The sequence below is a fragment of the Cytobacillus luteolus genome (genome assembly GCF_017873715.1).
Classification (GTDB): Bacteria; Bacillota; Bacilli; order Bacillales; family Bacillaceae_L; genus Bacillus_BV; species Bacillus_BV luteola.
Map to the genome: position 1 here is coordinate 166,033 of NZ_JAGGKM010000002.1, position 16,230 is coordinate 182,262.

Below are 16,230 nucleotides of genomic sequence, written 5' to 3' on the forward strand. Positions count from 1 at the left end.
ATTTCGCAACTCAAAACAATGTTAACAATCATGAGCTTTGGGTATATTAGTATGGTGATATTTTACATAAAAGGGGTGTTCTTAATGGAAAGTTTACAAGGTAAAACAGCGCTTATTACTGGTGCGGGAAGAGGAATTGGCCGTGCTACTGCTCTAGCTCTTGCAAAAGAAGGCGTTAACATCGGTCTTATTGGTCGTACAATGGAAAATCTAGAAAAAGTAGCTTCGGAACTAAATGAGTATAACGTTGAGGTATCAGCAGCAGTTGGAGATGTCGCTGATTTAGATTCTATAACAAATGCAGTTGAACATATAAAGGAGGACCTAGGTTCAATCGATATTCTTATTAATAATGCAGGAATTGCAAAGTTTGGGGGCTTTCTTGACCTAACTCCAGAAGAGTGGGAGTCAATTATCCGGGTTAATTTAATGGGTGTATACAATGCGACAAGAGCTGTCTTACCAGGAATGATCGAGAAGAAAACTGGTGATATCATCAATGTTTCTTCATCGGCTGGACAAAAGGGAGCACCTGTAACAAGTGCTTACAGTGCATCAAAGTTTGCCGTATTAGGTCTTACTGAATCACTCATGTTGGAAGTAAGGAAACATAACATTCGTGTTAGTGCTTTAACACCTAGTACTGTAGCCACAGATCTTGCAATTGAAACGAACTTAATTAGTGAAAACAATCCAGATAAATTTATGCAACCTGAGGATCTTGCAGAGTTAATGGTTGCTCATTTGAAACTTAACCGTCGTGTATTTGTTAAATCTGCAGGACTTTGGTCAACCAATCCATCGTAGGATGAAAGCTTGGAAATTTTTCCAAGCTTTTTTTTGGGGGAGAAGAGACTAACAATCTAGTTTCATTTGATTATTCAGAAATTTAAAGGTAAAATTGCTTAGATTAAAAATCTAGGAGAATTTTATGAAAACACAATCAATCTCAACTCACAATATACGGGTGATGTTTTGGGTTCGTTTTTTTGGAACGATCAATTTTATTGCACCAGTATTAACCCTCTTTTACTTAGGAAGAGGACTAGAGCCAATCCATATTCTATGGCTACAAATCTTTTGGAGTGGAGCTGTATTACTGGGTGAGGTTCCAGGTGGAGTCGTTGCCGATCGTTTTGGAGCAAAAGTATCGTTTCTTATTGGAGTAATTATTAAAATAATAAGTATTGTTGTCTTAATATACTCACATGACCCTTGGATGTTTTTCCTGTTTAGTGCCTTAAACGGACTTTCGGTTACATTTTTCTCAGGTGCAGATGAAGCATTAATCTATGAATCTCTTAAAGAAGACAATGATAATCACCGTATGGATCGTGCAATGGGAAAAATCCAATCCGCTGGGTTCGTATCCATGATTTTAGCTGTATTATTTGGTGCCTATTTCGCACAAGACCTACAAGATCAACAGTTTGTCTTTTTAATTGCTTTCGGCTTAGCATTTCATTTCGTAGAATTGATACTAATTTTCTTTGTGAAAAATCCTAGCAACTATGGAGGATTTTATAAAGAAAATCCTTTCACTCAAGTTAAATCAGGAATTAAAGCAATACGAAAAGCTCCAACTCTATTACTCTTGTTTTTAAACTTTACTCTTGTGTTTATCCCAGCGGATTCTGTCTATGAAGCATTTAATCAACCAATCTTTACTAATGCAGGTGTCCCTGTTGTGATGATAGGAGTACTATATGCACTTGCAGCTGTTTTTGGTTTTTTCGCATCACAGTCGGTAGGGTGGTTTACTAACCGCTTTCCAAGAAAGCTCTTAATGACCGTTACTGGAGCTCTAGCTACTATTGGTTTGTTCTTGTCAGCTATTTTAGGAGAATCGATTTGGATTGTAATTGGAGCATTTTTTGTACTACGAATTGGGCAAGCCATTAGAAGACCCATTTACTCACAATTAAAAAATGATTTAATTCCATCTGAAATACGTGCAACTACTTTGTCACTCATTTCTGTACTAGATTCAGCGTTTGACCTTGTCATCTTTGGATTATTATCGGTTATTGCCTTTGAAGGACTAACTGGTATTTTACTAGCTAGTAGTGCAATCGCCTTAATCGGAACACTAACTCCAATTGAAAGAGTCAGGTGGAGAGTGAAGGAAGCATGAGCGTCAATATAATAATGACGCTCTTTTATTATGAAAGAAATATAAATATGATAAAAAGACAGTTGACTGTGTGGTGCACACCACCGTTTAGGATAGTGCTAGGAGGTTAAAATGCACAAGGTTAGTGAGTTCTCTGAAATGACAGGTTTATCCAAAGAAACACTGCGTTACTACGCTGAGGTAAAATTACTAGAACCCGCTTACATTGATCAGAAAAACAACTATCGTTACTATGATGATGGAAGCTACTTTTTGGCAATACTTTTAGGTAAACTTCGGCGGTTTGGGTTTAGCATTCAAGAAATGATTTCAGTGATGGAGGATGAGTCTTTTGAAAATCTAGAAGTATTATTACTTGAAAAACGTGAAAAAATCCAGATGCAAATTAAAGACCTTAAACTACAAATTAAAGAAATAGATGACTTCGTCGAATCTGGGAAGGAGAAGAATGAATGATAAACTGGAAAAGTGAAAAAAGTATTCCAACCAACATTGAAAAGGTATGGAGTTTATTTTCGGATGATAATATAAAAAGTATTATGCCAAAAGTAGAGAAGCATACATTAATTGATAAGCAGGAACACAAGGTAGGGGCTAAGCATCAACAAACATACCGTGAAGGTAAACGGTTAGAAACCTATATCGTTGAAACATTGGCTTACGAGGATAGAGAAGACAAAAAGCATAAAGAGATACATTTTACATTAGGCAAAGCCTTTGAAATCAGATTATCGTATACTCTGTTAAAGATAGATGAGAACAATACAAAACTCATTTATGAAGGACATAATAAAGGCGTAAATTTTGTGGGTAGAGCGATGCTAAAACTTAGTAGTGAAAATAGCAACAATAAAGTTGTTGAAGAGTTTTTACAGAGAGTTTATGATGAAGCCCTCAAAAACTAATAAGAGGTGTGGTTCCATGTTAAAAAAGTTTTCAATTCAAACAAACAATCGTAGTCAAATGATTGAAGTGACAGAGAAAGTTCAAGATGTGATTCGTGAATGGGAAATTCTAGAAGGTGGTGTAATTGTTTATTGTCCGCATACGACTGCTGGAATGACGATTAACGAAAATGCAGACCCTGATGTAAAACGCGATATGATTCGTCGCTTTGATGAAATATATCCCTGGAATCATCAATTAGATCGGCATATGGAAGGGAACACGGCCGCACATATGAAGGCAAGTACAGTTGGAGCTTCGCAGTATATCGTTGTAAGTGAAGGTCGACTTCTGTTAGGTACGTGGCAAGGAATCTATTTCTGTGAATTTGACGGCCCTCGAAATAGAACATTTTTTGTGAAGGCAATCTAAAGTATTACATTTTACTACAACCTTTTCTTGTAATCTAATTTATAATTTAAATTAGGAAATAGAAAGGGTTGATAAAGATGAATGAGAGATATCCTATTGGAAAGTTTCAGTTTCGTGACGAACTAACTAGTGAAGTGATTAAGGAATGGATAACTGAAATTGAACGTCTACCAGTATATCTGCGTGATGCTGTTAGTAAATTAAATGAGGAACAGCTGGACACACCCTATCGTGAAGGTGGATGGACCATTCGCCAAGTAGTGCATCATGTAGCAGATAGTCATATGAATGCATTTATTCGTATAAAACTTGCATTGACTGAATTTAAACCGGTCATTAAAACATACGAAGAAGCACGATGGGCAGAGCATACAGATTACATATTACCGATTGAAAATTCGTTAACTTTACTTGAATCTTTACATAAACGATTTGTCACTCTTTTGAGAGACCTTAACCCCTCAGACTTACAAAAGACCTTTATTCATCCTGACTCTGGAGAAATCTCAATTGCTAAAAATATTGGTATATATGCCTGGCACGGCCGTCATCATCTAGCACATATTACTAACCTTACTAATCGTAAAGGTTGGTAACTGCGATCTATCAGCAGCACAAGTCTCAAGGTCCTCTAAGGTCTTGAGACTTTTTTTCTTATATAAAATGCTACAATTGCTTAAACTAAAAGACACCATAAATAGTTTCATTCTTTAAAAGTGTCTTTACACTTGTATATCCTATTGTATAATTAGTATGGAACTTAATTCATTTTTTATAACATTTAGGTAAATTGGAGGGGATTCTATTGACGGCACGTGAAGTAAAATGGGGCCTTATGATTGTAGTCATTATATTACTAGGCTACATACTCCCATATACTGTCCTATCAAATGTAACTGCTTGGTACGGAAGCTTCTTATTATGGACAATACTAGCAATAGCAATCATCGTTATTAACTATTTTTTCACAAAAAATTGGGGTGATTCAGAATGAGTACGACCTTAGTGTGGTGGACCCTAGCCATTTATATTGTTGTATCTTTATATATTGCATACTTATCTAGAAGTGGTAAACAAACAAGTATGGAAAGCTATTTCCTTGGTGAACGGAAACTTGGTGGTTTTGTTTCTGCGCTAAGTTATAGTGCAACAACATATAGTGCATTTATGCTCGTAGGTTTAGCCGGCTTAACGTATAAGGGTGGGATTGGCGCATATGGATTTGAAATTGTTTATTTTATGGGAGTCTCTTTAGTAGCTATTTTCGGTCCAAGGTTCTGGCTAGTAGGAAAGAAGTATGGCTATGTTACTCCTTCCGAAATGTTAGGTGATCGTTATCAAAATAAAAAGGTTGCTGCCATCGTTGCAATTGCATCTTGTATCTTTTTAATACCTTATAGTGCAGTCCAGCTTGCAGGTGTTGGCTATTTACTATCTGGGGTAACGAATAATGCTATTCCGTTTACTACCGGTGTTATTATCGCAACAGTTCTTGCGATTGTCTTCTCTTATATCGCAGGAATTCGTTCAGTTGCATGGACTGACTCATTGCAGGCATTAGTCATGATCATTACTGCTACGATTGTTGTTGTGTTAATCGTTAATGGTTTAGGTGGAGCCAGTGGATTCTTTAACACACTTGAAACAAATCATCCGGAATTTTTGACAGTTCCAGGGAATGGATTCTTTAGTTTCTTAACATTCTTAGGATTAACCGTACCATGGTTCTTTTTTAGTTTATCTAACCCTCAGGTTAGCCAAAGGTTATTTATGCCTGATTCACTAGGAAGTCTAAAAAGAATGCTAATGGGCTTCTTAGTATTTGGTTTTATCTATACAATCGTTTCTGTAGTCTGGGGCTTTTCAGCACTCGTTATGTTCCCAGGACTTGAAAATGCAGACCTTGCGACACCTATGATTCTTTCTTCTGAATTAGTTCCACCTGTTTTGGGGGCAATTGTTATGGTTGGGATTATGGCTGCTGCTATTTCAACGATTGATTCGATTTTATTAACGTTATCCTCATTATTTGCACGTGATGTTTATGGAAATCTATCTAAAAAATCAAATGATCAGCACCAGCTATTAGTAGGTAAGTTAGTCATTCCTGTCATTGCAATATTAGCCTATCTATTTGCACAAATGAATGTTAGTTTAATTGCTGTTCTATCGGTTGCATCATCTGCTGGATTACTGGTTACTGTACCTGCAATTATAGGTGCATTTTTCTGGAAAAGAGGAACAGCTGCAGGTGTAATGACAAGTGTTATCTTTAGTGGGGTAATCGTTCTTTACCTCGAATTTGCCAAGATTAAACCATTCGGAATCGCATCAGGAATTTGGGGACTGCTCATTTCAACAACTCTCTTTATTACGGTAAGTTTATTATCTAAAGCTCCTGAACAAAAAGCGAATGAGTTTATTTCTTATATTAAAACGGAATTAACGAAAAATAAAAAAAAACAGAATAGAGTTTCTTAACATGTTTGACCAAGAAGCATTTGCTTTTTGGTCCTTTTTTATAGTCAATTAGTACTAAACATCGTATAATAATTGTCTAGGAAGAAAAAGGGGAGAGAACTAAATGATTTGTGATGTTTGTCAACCTAAAGAAAGAGGATATACTGTATTTTTCAGTGTAAACCAAAACATAGATCAGCTAATACATTATTTCTGTAACTACTCTGAAACATTTTGGAAGCAAATAGATGACCATACCTTTTGGATGGTTGAATCGGTTCTATACGATTTAATGGACTATCTTGAGGCACATATGGATATAAAATCTATTTATGCAGTTCAATCAGAGGTAGTTAATCCATTAGAAAATGTTAAAGAAAAAAAACTTTTGTCCTTGTTTAAAGCTGAAAGAGAAGCGATTTGGGTAGATGATGTAATTAAAAATAGATCCATCTGTACACATTATCAACCTATCGTTGGTATAGAAGAGGGGCAATTAGAAATCGTTGGTCAAGAACTTTTATCAAGAGGACTAGATGAGACAGGAAAGATTATTCCTCCTTTTAAAATGTTTGAGGCTGCAAGAATTCGAAATCGTGTGTTTTCATTAGATCGCACGTGTCGATTAGAAGCGGTACGAAATGCTTCTGTTGTAGGAGACAAGCTAATTTTTATCAATTTTATCCCAACAGCTATTTATGTGCCTGAACATTGCCTTGCCTCTACTTTCGAATTAATTAAACAAATGGATATTGAACCGGAACAAGTTGTGTTTGAGGTTGTGGAAACTGATGAGGTAAAGGATCTAAATCATTTAATGAGAATCCTGAATTACTATCGATCTCATGGCTTTAAATATGCATTAGATGATGTTGGTGTTGGTTTTAATGATATAGAAACACTTAAAAAGATGGATCCGGATTTTGTAAAACTCGCCATAGAATTTACGAATGGTGTAAGTAAAGATCCTTCCAAACAAAAGGTTGCTAAGAGAGTGCTGAGTATTACACACGAAATGGGTGCACTAGCTTTAGCTGAGGGAGTTGAAAGTAAAGAAGACTTAGCCTATCTAATTGAATTGGGATATGATCTATTTCAAGGGTATTATTTCTCAAAACCTCAACCCGCTCCGATAGTAACATTAGACAATGAGCTCATTTATAAGTAGATAAAAATAGACCCTTGCTTTATGAAAGCATAGGTCTATTTCTTTTTAATAACTGAATCATACACTTTTTCCCAGTCACTATCTGCATTTAGGATATAAGAGTTCTGCGGCGTTTTAGACTTTTCAAATCCCTTTCCACCTAGTATGAACATGATATCCTTGTTCACTTGTAAGCAGTCATCTATCCAAGCAGTTACTTGTTCTTCATACCTCGAATTGGTAAGCGATATAGCCACGATTGAAATATTATTACCTATAATCAAGTCTGTCAGATCCGATAATGGAGTATTTGGCCCTAGGTAGACCACATCATGAGCTTTTTTCCTTAGAAATAAACTATAAAGCATTAATCCTAATTGATGATTTTCCCCTTCCGGACAAAAAGCCAATACCTTAGGTAGATTTTTATTAATCGGAAGAATACGGAAGAATTGAGTAAAGCGTCGGAGAATCAATTCACTTGAAAAATGTTCTTGAGCAACAGTTATTTTACCTGACTCCCAATCATCACCTGCACGGTACAATATCGGTACAAACACTTTATGGAAAACATCCTCATAATGATACATGGAAAAAGCAAAATCAATAATCTGATTTGACTTATTCGAATCGAATATCATTAAATAGTCGTACAATTTTTCCGTTAGTTCCTTAAAGGTTGTATGTTTAATTTCATTCACTTGATTTGTGGGACTTATTTCTAATTCAGGAGATTGCTTTAATAAACGGATGGCATCGCTTATTTTCAAGCCTTCTTCTTCAATTTGTTTTTTCAACCATATTAATGTATCAATATCATTTTGACTATATAACCGGTGACCACCCTCGGTTCGATGCGGAGTGATGATATGATATCTATTCTCCCATGCTCGTATCGTTACAGAAGGTATACCAACTAAATCTGAAACCTTTTTTATTGTGTACATAACATCGCCTCCTCTAAGTAATTATACATAAATTATACAAAAAGGCTAGCTATAATCGTTATCAAAAGAAAATTCCACCAATTTTGTTAAAAAACACTTGCACATTATGTATAATTTTTGTATTATTTTATATACAAACATATACGAATTTTATACAAATATGAGGTTGTAATGAAAATGGCAAAGTTATCGCTTTAGTTTGTCAGGATTAACAATCTCAATCTATGTTGCTAATAGTTTACGATAATTTGATTATCGTAAACTTGAATATAGATTAAAAGGAGACTATATTGATTAGTCTCCTTTTTTATGTATTATGCTAATTAGGCATCCTTATAGATTCCTTCTGATTTATCCAAATAATGCAACAAGACCTTGATATCCAAAATATACACCAAAGCCTATCAATGACAGACCAGATATAATTGAAATAGAGATTAAAATTCTACTATTAAGGAACTTTCGGAAACTACTAGATAAAGCAGCTACAAAGATATCCCACAGGGTGAGACCGATAAAAATCATCGAACTGTATAATAGCAACTCTGTGGTCCCATTTACCTGGGCTGTTTTAGCCAAGACCGATCCATAAATTCCTAACCAAAATAGAATTGAAAGGGGGCTTGTAATTGACATAATAAACCCAGTCATAAAACACTTAAATAGCGATTCTTTTTGTCTACTATAGGATACGGTTAATGAATTAACCCCTAAGATGCTTTCGATTCCAGAATAGATTAATATGAAACCGCCAAATAACCAAAGGAAAACTTGTACAAAAGGTATATCTAAAAACTGAACCATTCCCATATACACTAATAACATAAAAAAAGCATCTGCAATCATTGATCCTGCACCGACAATCCATGCATGCCAGAAACCATTTTTAATCCCCTTGTCCAAACGCGCTGAATTAACCGGTCCGATCGGAGCAGCAAGCGTTAACCCCAAAAATATATAACTTATTAAAATACTTACACTCAATGTAATCCACTCCCGACAAAATATATAACTTGTACATTTTATGTCAGGAAAATCAAGCTATGACCTTTGTCCATAAATTCGTAGGAGAATCTTTCTGAAATTCAAGAGGCGAGTCGTCTTGATGAAGAAGATAACCCACCTTTTTCATTACGATTAAACCATGCTCCTAGGATTTAAGAGCTGTTCAATCTCCGGTGTTAATAATCCTTTTTCATGGAGAACTTGTTTAATAGTTTTCTTTTGTTCATCTGCTTGTTTACCTATTTGAGATGAGAGGTCATATCCCAATTTAGGGCTAAGTGCAGTCACTAAGGCTAGACTTTCCTCTAATGACTTTTCACACATCATTTCATCTGCCTTTATTCCACTGATACACTTCACCACAAGTGTTGGAATGGTGTTGGATAACAGTTCAATTGAATGAAGAAGCGTATGGGCAATGACAGGCATAAATACATTTATCTCGAGTTGACTTCCTGTACCAGCTGTACTGATGGCCGTTTCATATCCGATAATTTGGCAACAAACCATATGTGTCATCTCTAAAATCGCTGGGTTTACTTTCCCAGGCATAATCGTTGATCCTGGTTGAACAGAAGGAAGGGTGATTTCGGCTATACCTGTTCTAGGACCTGAACTTAATAAACGTAAGTCGCTAGTTATCTTTATTAAATGAATAGCTAACTCCTTGAGAGCTAACATGGTACGTATTGCAGCTCCCGTGTTTTGCTGAAATCTAAAGAGATTGGTTGGTTGACGAAAAGGAAGGTTTGTTCGCCTACATACTTCCTGTAGTACTTTTTTAGGGTACTCTGGATGTACATTCATTTTTGTACCTATTGCACTTCCACCTAACCCGATCTCATAAAGTGAATCGAGTGCTGAATCAATGGCTTGGTACGATTGTTTTATCGTATCCGCATAGCCAGAGAATTCCTGTCCTAACCGTATCGGTACAGCATCATGTAAGTGGGTTCGTCCACTTTTGAGAATAGGCATTAATTCTACAGCCTTTTTTTCTAGTTCCTGTTGTAGCTGTTGAATAGCAGGGAGTAGCCTTTGAACAAGGTTTTCTGCAGCCGCCATATTCAAAGCTGAGGGAAAGGTATCATTTGTAGACTGGCACATATTTACATCGTCATTGGGATGAACAAGGTGGTCTTCTAATGACCCTCCAAGCAACTCTGTGGCTCGATGTGCAATAACTTCATTGACGTTCATATTTTGTGAGGTACCTGCACCCGCTTGGTACACATCGACTACAAAGTGCTTATCCCATCTACCCTGTGCAACTTCTTCTGAGGCAAGAACGATTACTTTTCCTTTGTCCGTTGGCAGTTTCCCAAGTTGCATATTGACGGTTGCAGCAGCTGCTTTAATAATTCCTTGAGCCTTAATGAACGATCTAGGAAGTCGAATTCCGCTAATCTGAAAATTTTCAACAGCCCTCTGGGTTTGTGAACCATAATAAGCCGACGCTGGTACCTTGATTTCTCCTAATGTATCGTTTTCTTTACGGTATAGATTAGACATCTCCATGAATGTACTCCTTTAATAAATAGTGTAGGGAAGCTAAACTAATTGGTTATTTTAATCTATTTTCAAAATCCGCGGACATTCTATCCATAAGTGCTGCCATTTGTGCTCGAGTTGATAAACCTCTAGGCCGAAAGGTGTCATCATCATATCCTTTAATATGACCTTGCTGATATATAGCCAAAATCGGCTCATAGGACCAATGCTCTATTGGAACATCTGTAAAAGGGACCTGAATATTCTCATTTAGAGGATAATCAAAAATGTTATACAAAATTTTTGCTAATTGCTCTCTTGTTAATGGACTATTGGGATCAAATTTCACTGAGGTCTTGCCATGTAGATAACCAAGTTCACGAGCAGTCTCTATTTCTTTTTGAGCCCAATGTCTAACAGTATCCTTGAATTGATAGCTCTTTGGTTCATAATTTTCATTTTCTAAAGCTCTAACCAAAATAACTGCTCCTTGAGCACGTGTAAGCGTAGAGTTAGGTGAAAATGTAGTACTTGTCGTTCCTTTCATCCAACCTTTTTGTGATACATGATTAATATTCGCTTCGGCCCAATTACCAATCGGAACATCCGTAAAATATGTGCTGTTAAGCCATAAGGTATAGTAGTCCCAAGTGTTTGGGGTTTCATGATATAACGCCCATGAACCGGTACCTTTGATACCGTATTGATTAGGTACCCTTAGTTTTGCTTTAATTGACTGCTCGTTTTCATACCAGATTACATAGTCTCCTTCGGTTAGCTTCGCACTACCTAAGAAGAAACTCTGTCCTGTTGGTATCTTAAAGGTTGCATAGGCAGATTGTGTTTTATCATCAAATAGTAGCTTCCCATTAAATTTTTGAATCAACGGGTCTACACGTAAGCTTGATAGTCCAAGTCCTGTAATTGAACGATTTTCTAGAGTGGGGCCATCTAATTTCCAGATTCGGCCGTAAAAAGGGAGACCTGCCACTATCTTAGACTTAGGAACCCCTTGATTGATTGCGTATTTAATTGACCTTTCAAAAAATGAAAGACTTGAAACTGGGCCAATTGGACTTTCTGGTGATTCCCAGCTTTCGTCATATGCCATAATCATTAAATAATCTGCGTGATTCGATAACCTTTGATAATCATAAAAACCATGCCATCCCGTATTCCAACCACTTGGATTTGCAGCAACAGCTACAGATACTTCTTTATGGCTGGGTATATATTCACGTAAAAGTCTCACTAATTCTGTATGTGCATCTCGATAACCATGCCCTACACCTTCAATATCAACATTGACGCCATCTAAATTGTACTGCTCAATCGCTAGGGCAATATCCTTAGCTAACTTTTCTCGATTTATTAAGCCATTTATACCAGCTGTTTGGTCCCAATGATTCGCTAAAAAGGGTACAACTCTTACACCGCGTTTATGCATTTCAGCTATAAAGGAAGATTGTAGTCTCCAAGTAATATCCAATTGTCCTTCTTTTGTAATATCGAAGTAATTAGGTGCTACAACATTCAAGCTACCTTTTGTCTTGTCAACTTGATGGATATAACTGCTTAAAGAACCAAAGTACAAATAAGACATATTAAACAACCTTGTCTGAGAGTTTGTTGAATCACTATTTTGAAGTAGTATGCAAAGCATGAGAGTAAGTATTAATAAGAGCTTATACTTGTTCATATTTGTACCTCCGTATGCTCTTAGTTTGATTGATAGAAGGCTCGAAAGGTATAACCAACTGAAGTTGGTTCTACTTCATAACCGATATTAGAATGTGAAAAACGAGTGTACTTAATCTCCGATAAGTTCGCATTCGGTCCTACACCGATTTTATGAAAAAAGCTATCTACATCATAAATCGCGATGTTAGGATGTAATATATTGATTATCTGGTTCCAGCCGGTTAGCATTTGCTGAGTAGTATTCACTGTTTTATCTTTACTTATCATTTCAAGTGTTTGAATATAATCTTCTTTTACATAAACATAAAGTTCCAATTTTGGGACAAGAATTGTACGATATTGTCCTTCATCTGTACCTTTTTCTAATGAGCTTATATATAAGTTCGAAAACTGTTCGTCTGATATCGCATTCCACCTTGCCTTAAAATCAAAGAAAGGAAGGTGAGTAGAAATAACGGAGGATTCCAAAGAATCTTCTTCTTCCGGGATCACTTTTTGTAACGAATCCCGTTCCTGTTGAGGGAATTCATGCTCTTCGTTCATTTCTGTATTCGGGTTAGGCTGTTCAGACGGCAAAAGATTTTCTGGTACTTCCTCATCTGTCTTATTATTAGGTTCATCTACAATTTCTGACTCACTTAAGTCATTTTCAGTTAATATTCCTTCAGGGTTATTTTCGGTAAAAGGGGTAACTGAATTCCGATTGGGTTCTTCGGAAGTGCAGCCACTAACAAAAAATAAAATAATGATTGCTTTAAATAACTTGTTCAAACTATCACCTACCATAATTAGAATGAATTGGTTAATCTTATCGTTTGAATTATTCTTTATTTCATTCATACAAATACTTCCATAGTGATTTTTAGGACCAGAGTAATAAAAAAAGGCTACTAAAAAAAGACACCTTATTAGATTAATAAGGTGTCTTAATGTTTATAACGATAGCTTTGACCTAATTGTATAATCTTACCTACATAAAAAAGGGGAAATTAAAGGCTAAAGGATGTTGTCCTTTAGCCTTATCTATTCGCTTAATTCTTTCTTTATTTACCGTACTTTTCGGTCTACAATAAAAGGGTAGAGTAATAAATTTTGCAAATGAAATGAGGAACTTCCATGAAAGTATCTTTATTTATTACGTGCCTAGCAGACGTTTTTTACCCAGGGGTTGGTAAAGATGTTGTTGAGATTTTAGAGAGAAATGGATGTGAAGTTGACTTCCCAGTGAATCAAACTTGCTGTGGTCAGCCAGCCTACAACAGCGGCTATCATAAGGAAACAATAGATGTTGCAAAACATATGATTGAAACCTTCCATCATTCAGATTATGTTGTGACTCCATCAGGGTCTTGTGCTGCAATGATTCATGAGTATGTAAATTTATTTAAAAAAGATAAAAGTTGGAAAGAAAGAGCCATTCAATTTAAAAATAAAACCTATGAATTCACTCAATTTCTAGTAGATGTTCTTAAAATAGAGGATGTTGGGGCTAGTTTACCAAGGAAAGCCACCTACCATACTTCCTGTCATATGACGAGACTACTGGGTGTGAAGGATGCTCCGATGAAGTTACTAGAACATGTGAAAGACTTAGAATTTACAAGTCTTCCAAATAAAGAATTATGCTGTGGATTTGGCGGAACATTCTCTGTAAAAATGGTACCTATTTCAGAACAGATGGTGAACGAAAAAATTGAACATATTGAAGAAACAGGTGCTGAAGTTTTAATTGGTGCAGATTGTGGTTGTCTTATGAATATCGGTGGGAGAATCGACCGCCAAGGAAAACCAATCAAAGTAATGCACATTGCACAAGTGTTAAATAGTAGATAGGGGGTGAGATTATGCCTATGAAGATTAGTGAGGATAAGTTTTTCGACCGAGTTGATAAAGGTCTAAAAAACGATTTCATGAGAAATGCGATGGTTTCAGCTCAAGAAAGATTAAAAGGTAGAAAGTTAGATGCCCAAGAAGAACTTGGTAATTGGGAAGATTGGCGGTCGTTAGCTGAAGAAATAAGACTGCATACACTTGAGAATATAGACTACTATCTAGATCAGTTAGCAGAAAACGTCATGAATAGAGGCGGACATGTCTTTTTTGCTCAATCGGCTGAAGAAGCAAATGAATACATTACGAACATTGCCAAACAAAAGAATGCGAAAAAGGTTATTAAGTCCAAGTCAATGGTAACAGAAGAGATTAGTATGAACCAAGCGTTGGAAAAGGCTGGTTGTGAAGTAATTGAATCAGACTTGGGAGAATACATCCTCCAAATCGACGATCATGACCCACCATCTCACATCGTCGCCCCGGCACTCCATAAAAATAAAGAACAAATCCGAGAAACATTTAAAGATAAAAAGGGTTACACAAAATCTTCTAAACCCGAGGAACTAGCCCTTTTTGCAAGAGAGCAACTACGAAAAGAATTTTTAACTGCTGATATTGGAATTACTGGTTGTAACTTTGCGGTAGCGGAGTCAGGTAGTATTACACTCGTGACGAATGAAGGAAATGCGAGGCTTGCTACAACTCTACCCAAAACTCAAATAACCGTTATGGGGATGGAGCGGGTTGTTCCTACATGGGAAGAACTTGATATTTTAGTAAGTATACTCTGTCGAAGCGCAGTTGGCCAAAAATTAACAAGCTATATAACAGGTTTAACCGGTCCTAAAGGCGAAGGGGATGTTGATGGCCCCGAAGAATTTCACCTTGTCATCGTTGATAACGGTCGTTCTGCTGTTTTAGGCACTGAGTTCCAATCAGTCCTTCATTGTATTCGTTGTGCTGCCTGTATCAATGTATGTCCAATCTATCGTCATGTTGGTGGTCACTCCTATGGTTCAATCTATCCTGGTCCAATCGGTTCAGTTCTTTCACCATTACTAGGTGGCTATGAGGATTATAAGGAGTTACCTTATGCATCTAGTTTATGTGGGGCCTGTACAGAAGCTTGCCCTGTAAAAATCCCTTTACATGACCTGTTAATAAAACACCGTAAAAACATAGTCGAAAAGCAAGGATTCGGTGCCTTTGGTGAAAAGCTAGCCATGAAAGGATTTTCTCTTGCTGCTAGTTCTCCCACACTCTACCGTATGGGTTCGAGAGTTGCTCCAACGATGATGGGTCCTTTTGCAAAAGAAGGAAAAATTCAAGGGGGGCCAGGACCTATTAAACCATGGACGGATATACGAGATTTCCCCGAGCCTAGTAAAGAAAGTTTTCGAGATTGGTTTAAAAAGAGGGAGAAGGAGGTAAAAAGAAGTGATGAGTGGCACGATTCAAAATAAAGATCGCTTTTTAGCTCAGGTTGCAAAAAACTTAGGGAGAGAAAGAATAATCACTCCTGTTAGAAAACCAACCTGGAACCACCAGCCACAGCATGACGTGTTTAAAGGATATACCAAGGACCAACTTGTCGATGTGTTGAAGCTACAATGTACTAACATTCATACACAGGTAGAACAAGTAACAAGTCAGTCATTGAATGCAGCGTTAGAGAACATCATTTCCCAATGGAGGGCAAAATCAATCGTTCATTGGGATGACCCTAGGTTTGAAGAATTCAGAGTGACTGAGTTCCTTGATAGAGTTTCTACTAACGGTATTGACGTTCATCGATGGGACCCTAGTTTCAACGAAGATAACATAGTCATTGCTGAAAGAGCGGATATAGGGATTACATTTGCCGATATGACCTTAGCAGAATCAGGAACGGTTGTTCTATTTAGTGATAAAGGTAAAGGAAGAGCAGTTAGTTTATTGCCAACCTACTATATTGCAATTATCCCTAAGAGTTCAATTGTTGCCCGCATGACACAGGCTACAACTTATATTCACCGTATTCAAGAGGAGGAAGGAAAACTCCCTTCCTGTATAAACTTTATTTCAGGACCTAGTAACAGTGCAGATATCGAAATGAATCTAGTTGTTGGGGTACATGGTCCAATCAAGGCATATTATGTAATTGTTGATGATAAATAATGTTTCTAAATTTTATATAAATTACTAAATTTTGCTGT

General features: G+C 36.6%; 17 protein-coding genes. 12 read left to right on the forward strand and 5 right to left on the reverse strand.

Going from position 1 to position 16,230, the window contains the following annotated elements:
• Positions 1-84 precede the first annotated feature (84 nt).
• From J2Z26_RS05665 to J2Z26_RS05705, 9 genes are all read left to right on the forward strand, one after another.
• A complete protein-coding gene (locus J2Z26_RS05665; protein ID WP_193536371.1) occupies positions 85-807 on the forward strand; it encodes a 3-ketoacyl-ACP reductase in 723 nt (240 codons plus the stop codon).
• A gap of 124 nt (positions 808-931) precedes the next feature.
• Entirely contained in the window at positions 932-2,134 is a 1,203-nt protein-coding gene (locus tag J2Z26_RS05670) for an MFS transporter (RefSeq protein WP_193536373.1), read from the forward strand.
• A gap of 111 nt (positions 2,135-2,245) precedes the next feature.
• Entirely contained in the window at positions 2,246-2,590 is a 345-nt protein-coding gene (locus tag J2Z26_RS05675) for a MerR family transcriptional regulator (RefSeq protein WP_193536375.1), read from the forward strand.
• Positions 2,587-3,039 (forward strand): SRPBCC family protein, encoded by a 453-nt coding sequence (locus J2Z26_RS05680; RefSeq protein WP_193536376.1) that lies wholly within the window; start codon positions 2,587-2,589, stop codon positions 3,037-3,039. The genes J2Z26_RS05675 and J2Z26_RS05680 overlap by 4 nt, the downstream gene beginning before the upstream one ends.
• 16 nt (positions 3,040-3,055) lie before the next feature.
• Positions 3,056-3,451 carry a secondary thiamine-phosphate synthase enzyme YjbQ gene (locus tag J2Z26_RS05685; RefSeq protein ID WP_193536378.1) on the forward strand — a complete coding sequence of 132 codons (396 nt, stop codon included), beginning with the start codon at positions 3,056-3,058 and terminating at the stop codon, positions 3,449-3,451.
• A gap of 77 nt (positions 3,452-3,528) precedes the next feature.
• Complete coding sequence (locus J2Z26_RS05690) at positions 3,529-4,047, forward strand: YfiT family bacillithiol transferase (RefSeq protein ID WP_193536380.1); 519 nt, start codon at positions 3,529-3,531, stop codon at positions 4,045-4,047.
• A gap of 209 nt (positions 4,048-4,256) precedes the next feature.
• Entirely contained in the window at positions 4,257-4,445 is a 189-nt protein-coding gene (locus J2Z26_RS05695) for a hypothetical protein (RefSeq protein ID WP_193536382.1), read from the forward strand.
• Positions 4,442-5,932: a sodium:solute symporter family protein gene (locus J2Z26_RS05700; protein ID WP_193536384.1), complete on the forward strand. Its 1,491-nt coding sequence runs from the start codon at positions 4,442-4,444 to the stop codon at positions 5,930-5,932. The genes J2Z26_RS05695 and J2Z26_RS05700 overlap by 4 nt, the downstream gene beginning before the upstream one ends.
• 103 nt (positions 5,933-6,035) lie before the next feature.
• Positions 6,036-7,079: an EAL domain-containing protein gene (locus J2Z26_RS05705; RefSeq protein WP_193536386.1), complete on the forward strand. Its 1,044-nt coding sequence runs from the start codon at positions 6,036-6,038 to the stop codon at positions 7,077-7,079.
• 35 nt (positions 7,080-7,114) lie between these two features.
• On the opposite strand, the gene J2Z26_RS05710 is transcribed toward J2Z26_RS05705, so the two are convergent.
• The 5 genes from J2Z26_RS05710 to J2Z26_RS05730 all read right to left on the reverse strand — a co-directional run bounded on the left by J2Z26_RS05710 (position 7,115) and on the right by J2Z26_RS05730 (position 13,042).
• Positions 7,115-8,005, reverse strand: a complete 891-nt coding sequence (locus J2Z26_RS05710) for a MerR family transcriptional regulator (RefSeq protein WP_193536388.1) — start codon at positions 8,003-8,005, stop codon at positions 7,115-7,117.
• 351 nt (positions 8,006-8,356) lie between these two features.
• The gene (locus tag J2Z26_RS05715; protein WP_193536390.1) at positions 8,357-8,989 is read right to left on the reverse strand and encodes a LysE family transporter; all 633 of its coding nucleotides are present in this window, start codon (positions 8,987-8,989) and stop codon (positions 8,357-8,359) included.
• A gap of 153 nt (positions 8,990-9,142) precedes the next feature.
• The gene (locus tag J2Z26_RS05720) at positions 9,143-10,528 is read right to left on the reverse strand and encodes a class II fumarate hydratase (protein WP_193536392.1); all 1,386 of its coding nucleotides are present in this window, start codon (positions 10,526-10,528) and stop codon (positions 9,143-9,145) included.
• 46 nt (positions 10,529-10,574) lie between these two features.
• Positions 10,575-12,200, reverse strand: a complete 1,626-nt coding sequence (locus J2Z26_RS05725; protein ID WP_193536394.1) for a glycosyl hydrolase family 18 protein — start codon at positions 12,198-12,200, stop codon at positions 10,575-10,577.
• A gap of 20 nt (positions 12,201-12,220) precedes the next feature.
• Entirely contained in the window at positions 12,221-13,042 is an 822-nt protein-coding gene (locus J2Z26_RS05730) for a hypothetical protein (RefSeq protein ID WP_193536396.1), read from the reverse strand.
• 276 nt (positions 13,043-13,318) lie between these two features.
• Here J2Z26_RS05730 and J2Z26_RS05735 point away from each other — a divergent pair, with 276 nt between their 5' ends.
• From J2Z26_RS05735 to J2Z26_RS05745, 3 genes are read left to right on the forward strand one after another with little or no spacing between them, the layout of a single operon-like run.
• The gene (locus J2Z26_RS05735) at positions 13,319-14,035 is read left to right on the forward strand and encodes a (Fe-S)-binding protein (RefSeq protein WP_193536398.1); all 717 of its coding nucleotides are present in this window, start codon (positions 13,319-13,321) and stop codon (positions 14,033-14,035) included.
• 11 nt (positions 14,036-14,046) lie between these two features.
• On the forward strand, positions 14,047-15,498 hold the full coding sequence (locus J2Z26_RS05740; RefSeq protein ID WP_193536400.1) for a LutB/LldF family L-lactate oxidation iron-sulfur protein: 1,452 nt from the start codon (positions 14,047-14,049) through the stop codon (positions 15,496-15,498).
• Positions 15,473-16,192 carry a LutC/YkgG family protein gene (locus tag J2Z26_RS05745; protein ID WP_193536402.1) on the forward strand — a complete coding sequence of 240 codons (720 nt, stop codon included), beginning with the start codon at positions 15,473-15,475 and terminating at the stop codon, positions 16,190-16,192. Before J2Z26_RS05740 ends, J2Z26_RS05745 begins: the two co-directional genes overlap by 26 nt.
• Positions 16,193-16,230 lie beyond the last annotated feature (38 nt).